The organism is Marivita lacus, assembly GCF_014637725.1.
Classification (GTDB): domain Bacteria; phylum Pseudomonadota; class Alphaproteobacteria; order Rhodobacterales; family Rhodobacteraceae; genus Marivita; species Marivita lacus.
In genome coordinates, this window is sequence record NZ_BMFC01000017.1 from 1 (window position 1) to 16396 (window position 16396).

Here is a 16396-nt window from a genome sequence, read left to right on the forward strand (position 1 = left end):
CATAGGCCCTGAATTCACCGAAATACTTCGTGATCGCCGCCGTCAGCGTCGTCTTGCCGTGGTCAACGTGACCAATCGTGCCAATGTTGCAGTGCGGCTTGCCGCGCTCAAACTTTTCCTTGCCCATCTCTTCAGACGCCTCGTGACTTGGGGGGTCCACCCGACCCGGTTTTCATCGCGGGCGATCTATGCGGAGAAAACGAGAAAATCAAGCCCAAACGAACCACCGCAGGCCGCGCCAATCCGGTGAACCGACTGCGGCGTCTTCAGCGTGTCACGGCGCCGGGAGCGTCCAGCGCAACCGGGGCCGTCATCGCTTGTTCAGGCCCGGATTGATCCACGTCCCTCGCCGCATCCGGGCTGCCCGAAAACCAGCCATCGCTCTCTTGCATTTCGCGCAGCCACACCTCGATCAGGCGGGCCGCCTCTTCGGCAAGACCGGTCAGTTGTTCTTCGCGGTTCTTCGAGATCCGCGATTCAAAGACCTTGATCACGTGGATTTGCTTGGGTTCGGGATTCATCTTGGACTGCACCGCGTCGTCCCAGACCGTCACGTTCAACGCCAGCGCCGATTTGCCGGGGATGATGGGCGGCGGCAGCGAATAGGCTTCGACGCTCACACCGAGATGGTAATACTTGTCGCCCTCGAACCTGCCAAACCGGTCGTCCAGCGCCTTCGTGACCGCAGTGATCCATTCCTCCTGCGTGGCGTCGCGCGACACCAGAAGCTTTTGCAGGTTGGGTGCGACAACGCCGATATGGGCGATGCTGAAATCGCCCAGAGGTTCCGTCGGCTCCGCCAGGTCGCGGGTGGAACTGCCGCATGCGGCAAGCGCTGCAAGCAATGGCAAGGCAACAAGAAAGCGGCGCATCGCGTCCCCCGGAAATGTCATTCCGCCCTTCTAGCCCAGCACGTCAGGCGGTGCAACGCGCCCACACTGGCGACCTGTCCTGCGCGCGCTAACTTCCTCGTGAGATGACAGAGATTTCGAACCCCACGAAGATGCCCACTGCGCCAGCCCTGCCGGTGCGGGCTGCACTTGTTCGCGAGCCGTTAAACGTTCTGCAAAGCTGGCAGGCCTCGCGGCAAAACCTGCTGACGATCATCCCCGAAGCGTCGACCCGTCAGGCCATTGTTTCAGGGCGCACCGGGACGCGATGGCACATGCTGACCGACCCGGCGGCGATCCGGCACGTTCTGCTGGAAAATGTCGATAATTATCCCAAATCCATCGTCACAAAGAACCTGCTGCGCCCCGCCATCGGCGACTCGCTGTTCATTGCAGAGGGCAAGCACTGGCGCTGGCAAAGGCGCACCGCCGCCCCCGCCTTTTCGCACCGCAACGTCGCGGCCCTTGCGCCCGTGATGACCCGCGCGGCAGAGCGGTCTGCGGATCGCATGGCACAGGTCGGCAACCGCGCGGTCAACCTGCTGGACGAGATGATCACCGCCACCTTCGACGTCATCTCGGACGTGACGTTTTCCGGCGACACCGGCTTCGACCGCACGGCCGTTCAGCGGGCAATCGACCTTTATATCTCGGACGCGGGCAAGGTATCGCTCTTCGACGTGCTGGGCCTGCCCGACTGGATTCCGCGCCCCGGCCGCAACCTTGCCGGCAATGGCATGGGCGACATGAAAGCCGCGGCCGATGCCGTGATCGATACCCGTCAGTCCAAGGGCAGGCAGACCCCGCCGGACCTGCTCGACCTGCTGCTTGAGAGCGAAGACCCCAAGACAGGCCGTCGCATGAGCACCGAGGAGATCCGCGACAACCTCCTGACCTTCATCGTCGCAGGCCACGAGACCACAGCGCTGACCCTCGCATGGTCGCTTTACCTCTGCGCCTTCGACCCCGCCGTTCAGGATCGAGCCCGTCTCGAGGCGCACTCCGTTCTGCAAGGCCGCGCCGCCACCGCCGACGACCTGTCCCGCCTGCCTTATATCCGGCAGATCATCGACGAGGCGCTGCGCCTCTATCCGCCTGCCGCCATCGTGTCGCGCACAGCGCTTGCTCAAGACACGCTCTGTGGCACGCCCATCCGTCCCGGCGACACCGTGATCATCCCGATCTACGCGCTGCACCGGTCCCACCTGCTTTGGGACGATCCCGACCGTTTCGACCCCGACCGCTGGGCACATGGCGCGAAACCCGACCGCTACGCCTATCTGCCCTTTGGCGACGGTCCCCGCATCTGCATCGGCGCCAGTTTTGCACTGCAGGAGGCCGTCATCATCCTGGCAACCCTGTTAGGGCGATTCCGTTTCAGATCGGTTAAGGGCGTCGACCCGGATCCGGTGATGATCATCACCCTGCGCCCCGAGGGCGGCGTCTGGCTCGAGGTCGACCCGCTCTAGATCACCGCTTTCTCGACCTGCGGCGCGCTGCTCGAAAGCCGATCATATCCGAACCCGCTCAGATCAAGCGTTTCATATCCACCAGAACACAGCCACTCAGCCAGCCCGCGCCCCATCGCCGGGGCCTGCTGCAAGCCGTGCCCGGAAAACCCGTTGATGAACAGAAAGTTGCGCACATCCGGATGCGGCCCCAGCACCGCGTTGTGATCAAACACGTTCATCTCGTAATGCCCGACCCAGCTATGGGTCAGCTTGATCGCCTCGAACTGCGGAATCCGTGCCGCCAGCAAGGGCCAGACTTCGGCCTCCCACAGCCCATGATCCATCTCGAAATCGTCGAAATCCACCGCCGGATCATCTCCGAAATGTCCGCCCGCCTGATAGGTGCCGCCGCCGTTCTCGCGCACATGCAGACCCGACGGATCAATCGTCAGCGGCAAGTCGCGGTCCAGCGGTGCCTCGGCCTTGAACACCCAGGACATGCGCTTGCGCGGCTCTACCGGCAGGTCGATCCCGGCCATTGCCGCCACGTGCCCGGCCCGCGGTCCGGCCGCGTTGATCACATGCCCGCAGGCGATCCGCGCGCCGCTTGCCAAAGCGACCGACCGGACGGAACCGCCCGCCACATCCATGCCGACAACCTCGTCCTCGACGTACTCCGCACCGCGTTCAATCGCCTGCCGCCGCATCCATTCAAAGACCGCCATGCTGTCGAAATAACCTTCGCCCCGCGTGTTGATCGACCCAAGCACGATGTCGTCCAGCGCGTAGAACGGATAAAGCTTGTGGATCTGCTCGGGCGTCAAAAGCCGCGTCGCGGCCCCTGCGGCCACCTGCACCGCAGCCCGATCGCGCAGATCATCGGCAAAACCGTCGGTGTCCGCCAGATAAAGATAGCCGAAACTCCGGATCCCCAGCTGCGGCACGCGCGTGTCGCCGCCCATGAATGCGCGCAGGTTGGTGATGAACTCCGCCCCGAACTGGCTGATCTTCACGTTCAATTCGGTCGAGAATTGCTGCCGGATGCACGAGGTCGAGGTGGCCGTGGCCGACCGCTCGAAACTCATGTCACGATCCAAGACAAGGATACGCCCATCAAAGCCGAGATCGGTCAGGAACCACGCAACCGCAGACCCCATGATCGCCCCACCGACGATCACGACATCATAGCTGTCCCGCTCCGGCATGGCGCCCATGGATCAGATCGCGGCCTTGCGGCTTTCGTCGAGGTAGATCTCGCGCAGACGCGCCGTGCGCGCGCCGGGTGTGCCATCGCCTAGGGCCACACCGTCGATCTCGACCACCGGCATCACGAAGGACGACGCCGAGGTGATGAAGGCCTCATCCGCCTTTTTTGCCTCGTCGATGGTGAAATTGCGTTCCTCCACCTGCATCTGCGCCTCTTTGGCGAAGCGCAGCACGGCGGCGCGGGTGATCCCGTGCAGGATGTCATTCGACAAGGCGCGGGTGACGATGGTGTTGCCGGTAATGATATAGGCATTGTTGCTGGTGCCCTCGGTCACATGCCCGTCCTGCACCATCCACGCATCATCGGCACCCGCCTTCTTGGCCATCATCTTGCCCATCGACGGGTAGAGCAATTGCACCGTCTTGATGTCGCGCCGTCCCCAGCGCACGTCCTCGATGGAAATGACCTTCATGCCCACCTTGGCCGCCGGACTGTCCGCCAATCCCGGCTTGTTCTGCGTGAACAGCACCACGGTCGGTTCCGTCGTTTCAGGATCGGGAAAGACGAAATCCCGGTCGCCGGGAGCACCGCGCGTGATCTGCAGATAGACCAAGCCGTCCTCGATCCCGTTCACCTTGACCAACTCACGATGGATCTCCAGCAGGTCACCGAACACCGCCGGCTTCTTGATGTCGAGCTCGTTCAGAGACCGCTCCAACCGCCTGGCATGGCCCGCGAAATCAATGAGCTTGCCGCCCAGCACGCTCGTCACCTCGTAGACCCCGTCCGCCATCAGGAACGCCCGGTCGAAGATCGACACTTTCGCCTCATCTTCGGGCAGGTAGTCTCCGTTCACATACACGGTGCGGGTCATGGGGTGGTCCTTCCGAAAGCAATTTCATGCAAGCCTGTGTCGATCCGGTTTAGCGGCGCGCGGCAGCGACTTTCAAGGTATTTCGCATATGCTGCCGACAGCGCGCAAAAAAGTCATTGACCGCGCCGCGCTCCAGACCTCCCATAGGTCGGACAGCACAGACAAAGACCCTGAATGCAAAGAGCTCCCGAACTTTCCGCCTATATCCGCGACGCCTTGCAATCGGGCCAATCGAAAGACGACATCGCCAAGGCGCTGCGCGCGGCCGACTGGACCGAGACCGAGATCGACGCCGCCCTGGCAGGCTGGCTGCATCAGGATGGCAAGCAGGCCGTACCGCGCCCGATGCGATCCACCGCGGCGCGCGATGCGCTGTTCTACAGCCTGCTCTTTGTGGTATTCGGCATGGTTGTCGGCAGCACGCTCATCCTCCTGTTTGCACAGATCAACATCTGGCTGCCCGAACCCGGCGAGCCTGCGGCCTACGGGCGACTGTCCGGACTGCGCTGGTCGATGGCTGCTCTGATTGTGTTTGTGCCGGTGTTCTGGGCTCTTGACCGCAAAGACCGACAAGCCACAGCCGCAGATCCCGCGCGCATGCATGGTGCCGTCCGCCGCTGGCTGTCCGCGCTGGCGATGCTGGCGGCGGCGATCACGCTTTTGGGTGACGCACTCAACCTGATCTACACTTGGCTGGACGGCCAGATCACCCTGCGCTTTCTGGTCAAATCCGCGATCGTGGCGCTGATTGCGGGGGTGGTTCTGGCCTATTTCCGCGAAACCCGCACCTTACCATCAGCGGCAATCCCACTTCCGGCGGGCTGGGTTCTGATCGGCGTGGCAGCCCTGTCTCTCGGTCTGACCTTTCGGCTTGTGGGCGGCCCGGCACAGGGCCAGATGGAACAGCGCGACCAGTGGCGGATGGCAGACCTGCGCATGCTGGCCAATGACGTCACCCAATGCCCCGAAATCGACCGCGCGAATCTGCCAGACACGCTCGACCCGATGATCTGCGCCCGCAATCCGGCGCGGCTTACTGGCTTTGCCCGCGAGATCACATATGACAGGACCTCGGCAACCGCGTTTTCGCTGTGTGTCCAGATCGAATATCCCTCCGCCGTGGACAGCTACGATGTGCGCCTCGACGCAAACACAGCCTGCATCGACCGGCGAACCGATTAGGCCTCACCCCCAGAGCAACGCGTCGGACGGGTGCACCCCGGCCTCATCGAAAAGCAGCCAATGCGCGCGGTCCGCAGCCAGCAGAAGCGGACCGTCAAGATCCGTGATCGCCGCCCCCTGCGCCACCAGCACCGCCGGGGCCATCGCAAGCGACGACCCGACCATGCAGCCGACCATCACGTCATAGCCCTCGGCGCGGGCTGCATCGCGCAACTTGAGCGCTTCGGTCAGCCCCCCGGTCTTGTCGAGCTTGATATTTACCATGTCATACTTGCCCGTGAGCTTGGGCAACGACCGACGGTCATGACAGCTTTCATCGGCACAGAGCGGCACAGGCCGGTCCACACCCAAGAGCGCGTCATCCTCACCGGCGGGCAAGGGCTGCTCGACAAGCGTCACACCCAGCCGCAAAAGATGCGGTGCCAGATCGGCATAGACCTCGGCAGACCAGCCTTCATTGGCATCCACGATGATCCGCGCCTCGGGCGCGCCCGCGCGCACCGCTTCCAGTCGCGGCATGTCATCGGGCGTGCCCAGCTTGATCTTGAGCAAGGGCCGATGGGCATGTTTCGCCGCCTGCGCCTGCATCGCCTCGGGCGTGTCGAGCGACAGGGTATACGCCGTCACCTCGGGCCCCGGCGCAGGCAGCCCTGCCAGCTCCCACACCCGGCACCCGGCCTGCTTGGCCTCGAGATCCCAAAGCGCGCAATCCACTGCATTCCGCGCCGCCCCGGCGGGCAGGGCCTCCTGCAACGCCAAACGGTCGATCCCCTCGGGCAAGGACCGGATCTGCGCCTCGACACTCTCCAATGTCTCGTCATAGCGCGCATAGGGCACACATTCGCCCCAGCCGGTCACGCCCTCCCGCGTCACGCGCACGGTCAACACCTTTGCCTCGGTCCGGCTGCCGCGCGAGATCGTAAAGACCTGCGCCAGCCGGAACACATCGTGCGTCACCTCGATCATGTGCACTTCCCCTGCTTCTTCTTTTTCCAAATATGCCAAAGCCACATGGCCAAGGGCGCATCGCTCGTGATGGTCAGAGCGCTGCCAAAGCCTCGGCCAAGCGGTCCGCCCCGTGCCGGAACGGATCGACGGCGGGAAGTCCCATCCGGTCCTCCAGTTCCTTGAGATAGGCCACAGCCTCGGCCTGACCCATATGCTGGGTGTTGATCGAAATCCCCGCCACCACGCAATCCGGATTGGCGATCCGCGCCAAAGGCAGCGCCGTGTCGCGCAGCGCCTCCAGCGAGGGCAGGTCATAGCCCGGCAGGCCACGCATATGCGTCCGCGTCGGTTCGTGGCACAGGATCAGCGCGTCGGGCTGCCCGCCATGGATCAGCGCCAGCGTCACGCCGGAAAAGGACACGTGGTAAAGGCTCCCCTGCCCCTCGATCACGTCCCAATGGTCGGCATCATTGTCGGGCGTCAGCCATTCGATGGACCCGGCCATGAAATCCGCCACAACCGCATCGAGCGGCACGCCATCCCCGGTGATCAGGATGCCGGTCTGCCCGGTGGCGCGGAACGTGCTCTTCATCCCCATGGCGCGCATGGACTTGTCCAGCGCCAGCCCGGTATACATCTTGCCCACCGAACAATCGGTGCCGACGCCCAGAACCCGCTTGCCCGACCGCTTCACTCCGTCCGCGATGGGATACTCGACCTCGGGCACCCGCACATCATGCAAGCTGCGTCCCGTGGCCTGGGCCACGGCCACCAGATCGGGCTCGTCACGCAACAGGTTGTGGAGCCCGGAGGCCAGGTCGAACCCCTCTTCCAGCGCCATCACCAGCACCTTCTTCCACGCCTGGCTGATCTTGCCGCCGCGGTTGGCAACTCCGACAACGAGCGTTTCCGCACCAGCCGCGCGGGCTTCGGCGAGGGTCATGTCCGTGAGACCCAGATCGGCCTTGCAGCCCTCCATGCGGAACTGGCCCACGCAATTCCCGGGCCGCCAGTCCTTGATCCCCTGCGCCACCTTGGCGGCAAGACCATCCGGCGCATCGCCCAGAAACAAAAGATAAGGTGTCTTGATCATCGTCGCCCCCTGACATGCGGTATGAGTACAGGAAGAATGACAGTGCCAAGCATCAATTGCATCGCCTCCAGCACCGGAATCAACGCCACTTGCACAAAATTTCTTCTCAATCAGGCCACTTCTTCGCAGAATCTTGCGCAGCCAGACATCGCTGCACGGCAGCAACAATGCCGCAGGTGCGAAATGCACTTGCAGAAATCCGCGTAATTTCATAACCCAACAGAGACTTCAAACGAAATATCCTTACCAAGAGGCGCCCATGTCCTTCCGCATCCAGCCCACGCCCCCCGCCCGTCCGAACCGCTGCCAACTCTTCGGCCCCGGCTCGCGCCCGGCGATCTTCGAAAAGATGGCCAGATCGGATGCGGACGTGATCAACCTCGATCTCGAAGACAGCGTCGCACCTTCGGACAAGGACAGCGCGCGCGAGAACATCATTCAGGCGATCGGTGACATCGACTGGGGCGACAAGACGCTCAGCGTGCGGATCAACAGTCTGGATACTCCGTTCTGGTACCGTGACGTGGTGGACCTGCTGGAACGCGCGCCCGACCGGCTGGACCAGATCATGATCCCAAAGGTGGGCTGCGGGGCCGATCTCTATGCGGTGGATGCGCTGGTCAGCGCGGTCGAGGCCGCCAAGGGCCGGACAAAGCGGCTTGGCTTCGAGGTCATCATCGAATCCGCCGCTGGCATCACCCATGTCGAGGAGATCGCCGCCGCCTCGCCGCGCCTGCAGGCGATGAGTCTCGGGGCCGCGGATTTCGCCGCTTCCATGGGGATGCAGACAACCGGCATCGGCGGCACGCAGGCCAATTACTACATGCTGCACGAAGGGGCGAAACACTGGTCCGATCCGTGGCACTGGGCACAGACCGCCATCGTCGCCGCCTGCCGCACCCATGGCGTGCTGCCCGTGGATGGCCCATTCGGTGATTTCTCGGATGACGAGGGCTTCCGTGCGCAGGCGCTGCGGTCGGCCACGCTGGGCATGGTGGGCAAATGGGCGATCCACCCCAAACAGGTGGCGCTCGCCAACGAAGTCTTCACCCCGACCGAAGCTGCGGTAACCGAAGCCCGCGAAATCCTTGCCGCGATGGAAGAGGCCAAGGCCAAGGGCGAAGGCGCGACGGTCTACAAGGGCCGCCTCGTGGACATCGCCTCGATCAAGCAGGCCGAGGTGATTGTGCGCCAATCGGAGATGATCGCGCCCAAGGGCTGACCTCCTTGCGCTTCATCACACAATGACATCAAAAGCAAACCGCCCCTGCGCCTGAAACAGCGCGGGGCGGTCGTCGCCAACTGCCAGAATTTTATGGTGGCGCCCGAGAATCTTCGTACGAAGATTCTCATCAACATCTTGCAAAAAAGTTGAGATCACTCGCGCCAGGACTTGCGCCCATGAACGCCGGTCTCGTCCAGAACACCCAGACGCTTGGCCTCGAAATAATACCCGCGCGCATACCATCCGACGGCGTCGGCCTCGTCCCCGTCAGACACAAGCCACGCCCCGCGCAGATACCGCACCGCGTAGCGCAGGTTGGTCTCCGCATCCAGCAGGTCCGAGGGCTGGCCCCGAAATCCCATCGTTCGCGCGGTTGCAGGCAGGATCTGCATCAACCCGAAATACGGCCCGTTCCGCGCCTCGGGACGATGCGTGCTCTCCCGCACCACCACCCGCTGCACCAAGGACACCGGCACCTCGTTCTCGGCCGCCGCCTTGACGATCAGCGCGCGCAGCTCCGGCGTTTCATTGGGATAAAGGTTCCGGGTCGAGACGGTCGATTCCATCGGCTCGGATGGCGCAGTGGAACAGGCTGCAAGGAAAAGCGCAGCACACAGGACCGAACAGGCAAATTGCAAATGTTTCATGCGCCAGCCTTGCGACGAACTCTGCGGCAAGGCAATCCCGTCTTTTGCGGCATCGGCAAGGCTTTGCTCAGCGCCCTGCCCCGGACGCCGTGGTCTCCAAATCCACCGGCAGCAACGCAGACCGCTTGCAGTCGCGGCGCATCCGCAACAATAAGGTCCGAACTTCACCGGACAATGCACCGCATGACACCTGACCTTTTCATAGCCCTTGCCAGTTTTGCCCTCGTCACCGTGATCACGCCGGGGCCGAACAACCTGATGCTCATGACATCGGGCGCGAATTTCGGTTTCCGCCGCTCGATCCCGCACATGCTGGGTGTGGGGCTCGGGTTCCCACTGATGATCGTGCCGGTTGGGCTTGGCGTGATGCAGGTCTTCGACCTCTGGCCGCTGTCCTACACGATCCTCAAGGTGCTGTCGGTGTTCTACATGCTCTACCTCGCATGGAAGATTGCCAATGCCGCACCACCCGATGATGCACCCAAGGCAGGCGGCACGCCGTTCACCTTCCTCCAGGCCGCCGCGTTCCAATGGGTCAACCCCAAGGCCTGGTCGATGGCGCTCGGCGCGATCACGCTCTACGCCACGGGACGCGACATCGCTGCCGTGCTCTGGGTCGCGGGCACCTATGTTGCCATGGGCTGTATTTCCACCACCACCTGGACGGTGATCGGTCAGCAACTGCGCCGCCTGCTCAACCGCCCCATCCGCCTGCGGGTCTTCAACTGGGCCATGGCCGGGCTCCTGGTGGCCTCACTCGTCCCGGTTCTCTGGACCTGACGCCAGAGGCACACAAATCTCGGTCTGCAGGGCCTCCGGCGCAACAGAGGTGGGATCATTGAGATACACCTCAAAAGAAGCATGCTCAGCCGGCAACCGACCCGATGCAGGCAGCGCCTTTCCGTAAAGCGCGTCCCACGCAGCCGGCAACCCCGCATAGGGTCCGATATAAAGCATCACCGCATGCGGCCCGCCAGGCAGAACGACCTCCTCCAACACATCCGGCATCTCGAAACCTGCGCCGACCTGCACCCCGGCGTGGCTTCTCAAATCGGCCTCCGGCACGGCAGAGGGATCCGAATGATAAACGCCGATCATGGGCCCGGCCTCTGCCCAAAGCCCGCGCGCCGTAAAGATCGCCGCAACTTCCTGAAATGCCCGACCAATGTCCTGATAAGCGCCCCGGTGCGGCAAGGCCGCCAACCTCACGGGCTCCCGTTCTCGAATGTCATACGCGACCATCTCTCTCCGTCCTTCTCTCAAAAGCTGAAATTCGCCTGACACCCCGGCCGCACGAAAAGCTGCGGGCGTCACCCCGAAATGCACCCGGAACGACCGTGCAAAGCTTTGGACGTTCCGATGCCCCGACCGCACCGCAATCACCGACACCGGCCATTCCGTCTGGATGAGCCAATGCGCCGCCTTGTGTGCCCGGATCCGCCGCACGGTCTGCGCGCAGGTCTCGCCGGTCATTGCCACAAAGACACGATGCCAATGAAACCGCGACATCGCCGCCACAGCCGCCAAGGCATCGAGCGATAGGTCCCCCGCGGGATTGTCATGGATGTATTGCACCACCCGTCTAAGCCGGGCCTCGTAGTTGATCACGTGCACCTCCCCCAATCATCGCCCCCTGATCCTGCCCCAGTCACAAGAGACAAATCTTGCGGAGCTTGTTCCTGCAGTCAGATTGCAAAAGCAGGCCGTCACGGCCATATAGCATCAAGTAACAACAGGCAGATCCACAATGACCAACTACCTCGATTTTGAAAAACCACTGGCCGAGATCGAAGGCAAAGCCGAAGAACTGCGCGCCATGGCCCGCAAGAACGAAGAGATGGACATCGAGGACGAGGCCCGCGCGCTCGACGCCAAGGCGCAGGCGCTGCTCAAGGATCTCTACAAGAAACTGACACCCTGGCGCAAATGCCAGATCGCCCGCCACCCCGAACGCCCGCATTGCACCGATTACATCGACGCGCTCTTCACCGAATACACACCGCTCGCCGGCGACCGCAATTTCGCCGATGACGACGCCGTGATGGGCGGTCTTGCCCGCTTCGACGACCGGCCGGTGGTGGTGATCGGCCACGAAAAGGGCCACGACACCGAAAGCCGCCTCAAGCGCAATTTCGGCATGGCCCGCCCCGAAGGCTACCGCAAGGCGGTGCGCCTGATGGATCTGGCCGACCGCTTCGGCATTCCGGTCATCACGCTGGTGGACACCCCCGGCGCCTATCCCGGCAAGGGTGCCGAAGAGCGCGGCCAATCCGAAGCGATCGCCCGCTCGACCGAAAAATGCCTCCAGATCGGTGTGCCGCTGGTCTCGGTGGTGATCGGCGAAGGCGGATCGGGCGGTGCCGTGGCCTTTGCCACCGCGAACCGCTTGGCGATGCTGGAACATTCGGTCTACTCGGTGATCTCGCCCGAAGGCTGTGCTTCGATCCTGTGGAAAGACGCCGAAAAGATGCGCGAAGCCGCCGAGGCGCTCCGCCTGACCGCGCAGGATCTGCTCAACCTCGGAGTCGCGGATCAGATCATTTCCGAACCCCTGGGCGGTGCCCATCGCGGCCGCGAACAGACCATCCAATCCGTCGGCAATGCCCTGCGCGCCATGCTGGCCGATCTGTCTGATCTCTCCCCGAAGAAACTCGTGGCGCAGCGCCGCCGCAAGTTCCTCGATATCGGCACCAAGGGTCTGGCGGCGTAAATGCGCGCTCTGATCCAACGGGTCTCCGAAGCCTCGGTCACCGTCGACGGGGAGGTGCTGGGCGAGATCGGTACAGGCCTGCTGATCCTGATCTGTGCCATGCAGGGCGACACCGAAGCGCAGGCCGAAAAGCTGGCCGCCAAGATCGCCAAGCTGCGCATCTTCAAGGATGACGAGGGCCGCATGAACCGGTCGCTGCTCGACATCGAGGGCCGCGCGCTGGTGGTGAGCCAGTTCACCCTCGCCGCAGACACCTCGCGCGGCAACCGCCCCGGCTTCTCCACCGCCGCCGCGCCCGACGACGGCAATCGACTATACGAGTATTTCGCGGGTCAAATGGCTGCACACGGCATCGCCGTGGCCATGGGCCGCTTCGGTGCGGACATGAAGGTGCGGCTTTTGAATGACGGGCCCGTCACCATCTGGATGGACACCGCCGACTGACCACAACCGGTTCGGCCTTTTTCACCCGCGCTTTGGCATATTTGGAAAAAGAAGAAGCAGCAGGTGGCACATGCGCCTTAACGCGCAATTAACCTTGACCGGGCATCAATGGCTGTACGGTACAGGCAGGCATGCCGATGACCGTAAAAGGAGAAGCCCCAACCCGAGGTCGACCAAGAGCCTCGCTCGAACAGGGTGCCTTGGGTGGGGTGGACCAAGCCCCGATTTCTTCTTTTTCCAAATATGCCAAACATGACCGACCACGGGTCCGACGCCTTCTTGGGCGTCACATCCCCACAGGCCCGAGCCGCAGGCGAGACACCCTGTCATGGCGGGCGCAGCCCGGCATGTCCTCAAGGTTCGCGCAGCGCCTCGCGCGATTTGTAAAGCGGTTTGAGCAGGTATTGCAGCACGGTCTTTTCCCCGGTGTGCAGCTCGACCGTCGCCTGCATGCCGGGGCGGATTTCAAGCTGACGCTGCCGGTCTGTCAGGGAGGTCTTGTCGACCCGCACGGTCACCTTGTAATGCGCCGGAGCCTCGGGGCGGCGTTCGTCCTTGAACGTATCCGCCGAGATCACGTCGACCCTGCCCTTCAACGATCCGTGGATGGTGAAATCATAGGCCGACAGCTTGATCGTCGCTTCCTGACCGGGGCGGATGCCGGCGATGTTCTCGGGCGCGACCTTGGCCTCGACATAGAGCTCCTCGCCCAGCGGGATGATCTGCAGGATCTCCTCACCCGGGCGCACAACGCCGCCGATGGTGGTGACCATCAGCTTGTTGACCACGCCGTGCATCGGGCTGACCAGAACGGTGCGGTTCAGCTGGTCCCGGGACGACCGCAGGTTCTGCCGCAGCGTCGCCAGTTCCTTGAGCGTTTCGGAAAACTCCTCTGCCCGCATCAATTCGGTCTGGGTGATGATCTCGTCCATCTTGATCTGCGCATCGGCATGCGCCTTGCGGGCACGGGTCACCTCGATCAGGGCGACGACCTTCTTGTCGAGAAGGTCCTCCATCAGTTTCTTTTCCTGCGCCGCCTGTTCCAGGACACGGCGCGCACCGTCATAGCGCGAGTTGAAATCAAGCTGACGCGCGGCCAGAAGCGCCTGTTCGGAAGCGGCCATTTCCGGGCTGCGTTCCCGCAACGCCCACGGCACGTCGAACTGCACCAGACCTGCCATTTCCGCCTCGATCCGCAACCGCCGGATGTCGAGCGCGGTGATCTGGTCTTCGAGGTCGTCCACGGACGACCGGAACTGCGTGCCGTAAAGCCGGGCCAGCACGTCGCCCTGCATGACCTCGTCGCCTTCCTTGACCAGCAGCTCCGCCAGAATCCCGCCTTCGAGGTTCTGGATGATCTGCGGGCGCGAGGTCGAGATGAACTCTCCCTCGGCGCGCACGATCTCGTCGATCCACGCATAGGCCGCCCAGACGACGAAGAGCCAGACCGCGGCCGCCGACAGCCAGATGACCATCGACGGGCCCCGCAGACGGCGGCCAAGCTGGGCGCTGAGATCGGTTGTGCTGACAGCCATCGCTTACGCCCCCTGTGCCGTGCGCAGGTGATCGAGCACCTGGTCGCGTGGGCCATCGACCACCAGCCGTCCCGAGGCCAGAACGCTGGTGCGGTCGGCCAGCGCGAGGATCGGCACCCGGTGTGTGGCGACAATCGCGGTGCGGTCGGCCAGCCAGATTTCCAGCCGCGAGATCAGCGTCTTTTCCAGCGTCTGGTCCAGCGCGGCGGTCGGTTCGTCCAGCAGGCACACATCGGGGTCCTGCAGCCACAGCCGCGCCCAGCCGATGGATTGCCGCTGTCCCACGGAAAGGCCTTCGCCACCGTCGCGGATGGGCAGGTCGAGCCCCTGCGGATGGCCCTTGACGAAGGGCCCCAGCCCGGCAAAATCCAGCGCCTCGAACAGCCGGTCGTCATCGCGCTCCATCATGTTGAGGTTCAGGTTGTCGCGCAGATTGCCGTGGAACAGCCGAACGTCCTGCCCCAGATACCCCAATGACCGGCGGATGTCGCGCATGTCGATCTGGCCCATGTCGGTGCCGTCGACCAAGATCGACCCGGATGTGGGCGCATAGAGTCCCGACAGCATCTTGAGCAGCGTGGATTTGCCAGACCCGTTGGTGCCCAGGATGGCCAGGGTCTGACCGGGCTGGATCACGAGGCTCGGAATATCCAGAACCGCAGGGCTTTCCGGGTCGTAGCGGAAGGTGACTTCGCGCAGTTCGAACCGGCCTTCGAGCTTTTCGCGGCGCAGGTACTTACGGTTTTCCTGCCGGTCCTGCGGCAGGTCGGCGATCCCGTCCAGCGCATCGAGTGCAGCCTTGACGTTGCCCCAGCGCGCCATGATGCCCGAAAGCTGTGTCAGCGGCGCCAGCGTCCGCGAGGTCAGGATGCCCACGGCGATGATCGACCCCACGGTGAATTCACCTGCAAAGACAAGGTAGGTGCCCGCGATCACGGCCCCCACATAGGTCGCCTGCTGCACGCCCTGGCTCCAGAAGGTCAAAGCGGCGGCAAGGCGGCGTTGTTCGGACGATTTCAGCGCCTGCACCGAGGTCAGCTCTTCCCACTGGCGGGCAAAGCGATCTTCGGCGCGCTGTGTCTTGATCGTGTCAAGTTCGGTGACTGTCTCGTTCAAAAGCCGCGACTGCTTGGTCGAGGCGCCCTGCATTTCGCGGGTGATGCGGATCATCTTCTTTTGCAGGAAGAAGCCGGGCAGCACCATCAGCAGCGCACCGGCGACCAGCACCCAGACCACGCTGCCCGCGATGGACCAGACCATCAGCAGGAACAGCACGATGAACGGAATGTCGGCCAACGCACCCACTGTGCCCGCCGTGAAGAACTCGCGCACCGAACTGAATTCGCGCATCGACGCGAAAAGCTGCGAGGGCGACCGCCCGGCCGCATCCGATCGCATGCCCAAGAGCCGGTTCAGCAATGTCTGCTGCACCCCGGTTTCGATCTGCCGCCCGGCCCCGTCCAGAAGCGTGGAGCGTGCCACCTTGAGAAACGCCTCCAGCATCAGCGCCATCGCGGCGCCGATGGCCAGCACCCACAAAGTGGCCGAGGATTGGTGCGGGATCACGCGGTCATAGACCTGAAGCGAGAACAGCGCGACCGACAGGGCCAACACGTTCGCCACGAAAGACCCAAGCGCGACCTCGCCGAACTGGCGGCGGTAATTGGAAAAGCTGCCCCAGAACCAATGGGCTTTCTCCCCCGCATCGGTATGCGTGTCCACCAGCGTCTGAACCGGCGCTTCCCCCCGGACCAGAACTCCGCTGTAGAAGGGCGCGAATTCCGCCACGTCGACGCGTTCGGTCTTGTCCTTGGCCGATGGGTCCCAGATCGACAGGGTCATGCGATCCTGTGACAGGACCAGCACCGCCTGCCCGTTGGTCATCAGCGCAATCGCGGGCCAGTGATCCGGCGTCGGGCGCGGCACATGCAGCCCCTGCGCCAGCATGCCCGCGGCCTTGGCCCCCGCGATCAGCGCGTCCTGCCCGACCCGCCCGTTGGCGTCCTGATGCAGGGCGATGGCCTCGTTGATGTCGCTCGCCACCGTGGTCAGACCCAGACGGCCCGCATAGGTGCGGATCAGGTCGGTCCGGGCGCGGACGCGGTCGGAATAACGCGGGGCGCGTTTGGGCTCATTCGCAGGCTTGACCCCCTGCGGAACCATCCGCAAAACCGCGTTCTTGGCGCGCCC

At 63.5% G+C, this 16396-nt stretch carries 16 protein-coding genes; 6 read left to right on the forward strand and 10 right to left on the reverse strand.

What is annotated here, in order from left to right:
- Window positions 1-127, reverse strand: a 127-nt coding sequence (locus IEV82_RS20365) for a GTP-binding protein (protein ID WP_229747950.1), incomplete at its 3' end; no start/stop codon positions are given.
- A 139-nt stretch (window positions 128-266) separates the two neighbouring features.
- Window positions 267-893 (reverse strand): hypothetical protein, encoded by a 627-nt coding sequence (locus IEV82_RS20370; RefSeq protein WP_229747940.1) that lies wholly within the window; start codon window positions 891-893, stop codon window positions 267-269.
- A 110-nt stretch (window positions 894-1003) separates the two neighbouring features.
- On the opposite strand from IEV82_RS20370, the gene IEV82_RS20375 reads away from it, so the two are divergent.
- The gene (locus IEV82_RS20375) at window positions 1004-2359 is read left to right on the forward strand and encodes a cytochrome P450 (protein ID WP_188483926.1); all 1356 of its coding nucleotides are present in this window, start codon (window positions 1004-1006) and stop codon (window positions 2357-2359) included.
- On the opposite strand, the gene IEV82_RS20380 is transcribed toward IEV82_RS20375, so the two are convergent.
- Window positions 2356-3555, reverse strand: a complete 1200-nt coding sequence (locus IEV82_RS20380; RefSeq protein WP_188483927.1) for an NAD(P)/FAD-dependent oxidoreductase — start codon at window positions 3553-3555, stop codon at window positions 2356-2358. The genes IEV82_RS20375 and IEV82_RS20380 overlap by 4 nt on opposite strands.
- A gap of 3 nt (window positions 3556-3558) precedes the next feature.
- Window positions 3559-4422, reverse strand: coding sequence for a D-amino-acid transaminase (locus IEV82_RS20385; protein WP_188483928.1), 864 nt, complete (start codon window positions 4420-4422; stop codon window positions 3559-3561).
- Between the two features lie 174 nt (window positions 4423-4596).
- On the opposite strand from IEV82_RS20385, the gene IEV82_RS20390 reads away from it, so the two are divergent.
- Window positions 4597-5604, forward strand: a complete 1008-nt coding sequence (locus IEV82_RS20390) for a DUF5671 domain-containing protein (protein WP_188483929.1) — start codon at window positions 4597-4599, stop codon at window positions 5602-5604.
- A 3-nt stretch (window positions 5605-5607) separates the two neighbouring features.
- On the opposite strand, the gene dgcA is transcribed toward IEV82_RS20390, so the two are convergent.
- Both dgcA and dgcN read right to left on the reverse strand, forming a co-directional pair.
- Entirely contained in the window at window positions 5608-6570 is a 963-nt protein-coding gene (dgcA, locus tag IEV82_RS20395) for an N-acetyl-D-Glu racemase DgcA (RefSeq protein ID WP_188483930.1), read from the reverse strand.
- Between the two features lie 73 nt (window positions 6571-6643).
- Complete coding sequence (gene dgcN / locus IEV82_RS20400) at window positions 6644-7645, reverse strand: N-acetyltransferase DgcN (protein WP_188483931.1); 1002 nt, start codon at window positions 7643-7645, stop codon at window positions 6644-6646.
- Between the two features lie 259 nt (window positions 7646-7904).
- Between dgcN and IEV82_RS20405 the strand changes: the two genes are divergently transcribed.
- Window positions 7905-8867: an L-malyl-CoA/beta-methylmalyl-CoA lyase gene (locus IEV82_RS20405; RefSeq protein WP_188483932.1), complete on the forward strand. Its 963-nt coding sequence runs from the start codon at window positions 7905-7907 to the stop codon at window positions 8865-8867.
- Window positions 8868-9022: 155 nt separating this feature from the next.
- On the opposite strand, the gene IEV82_RS20410 is transcribed toward IEV82_RS20405, so the two are convergent.
- Window positions 9023-9517: a lytic transglycosylase domain-containing protein gene (locus IEV82_RS20410; RefSeq protein ID WP_188483933.1), complete on the reverse strand. Its 495-nt coding sequence runs from the start codon at window positions 9515-9517 to the stop codon at window positions 9023-9025.
- A 183-nt stretch (window positions 9518-9700) separates the two neighbouring features.
- Here IEV82_RS20410 and IEV82_RS20415 point away from each other — a divergent pair, with 183 nt between their 5' ends.
- The gene (locus IEV82_RS20415) at window positions 9701-10297 is read left to right on the forward strand and encodes a LysE family translocator (RefSeq protein WP_188483934.1); all 597 of its coding nucleotides are present in this window, start codon (window positions 9701-9703) and stop codon (window positions 10295-10297) included.
- On the opposite strand, the gene IEV82_RS20420 is transcribed toward IEV82_RS20415, so the two are convergent.
- Window positions 10271-11125: an AraC family transcriptional regulator gene (locus tag IEV82_RS20420; protein ID WP_188483935.1), complete on the reverse strand. Its 855-nt coding sequence runs from the start codon at window positions 11123-11125 to the stop codon at window positions 10271-10273. The two genes, IEV82_RS20415 and IEV82_RS20420, sit on opposite strands and share 27 nt — an antisense overlap.
- A 139-nt stretch (window positions 11126-11264) precedes the next feature.
- On the opposite strand from IEV82_RS20420, the gene IEV82_RS20425 reads away from it, so the two are divergent.
- A complete protein-coding gene (locus tag IEV82_RS20425; RefSeq protein WP_188483936.1) occupies window positions 11265-12227 on the forward strand; it encodes an acetyl-CoA carboxylase carboxyltransferase subunit alpha in 963 nt (320 codons plus the stop codon).
- Entirely contained in the window at window positions 12228-12671 is a 444-nt protein-coding gene (gene dtd, locus IEV82_RS20430; protein ID WP_188483937.1) for a D-aminoacyl-tRNA deacylase, read from the forward strand. It abuts the gene before it with no gap.
- A 353-nt stretch (window positions 12672-13024) separates the two neighbouring features.
- On the opposite strand, the gene IEV82_RS20435 is transcribed toward dtd, so the two are convergent.
- The gene (locus tag IEV82_RS20435; protein ID WP_188483938.1) at window positions 13025-14206 is read right to left on the reverse strand and encodes a beta-barrel domain-containing protein; all 1182 of its coding nucleotides are present in this window, start codon (window positions 14204-14206) and stop codon (window positions 13025-13027) included.
- Window positions 14207-14209: 3 nt separating this feature from the next.
- Window positions 14210-16369 (reverse strand): type I secretion system permease/ATPase, encoded by a 2160-nt coding sequence (locus IEV82_RS20440; RefSeq protein WP_188483985.1) that lies wholly within the window; start codon window positions 16367-16369, stop codon window positions 14210-14212.
- Window positions 16370-16396 lie beyond the last annotated feature (27 nt).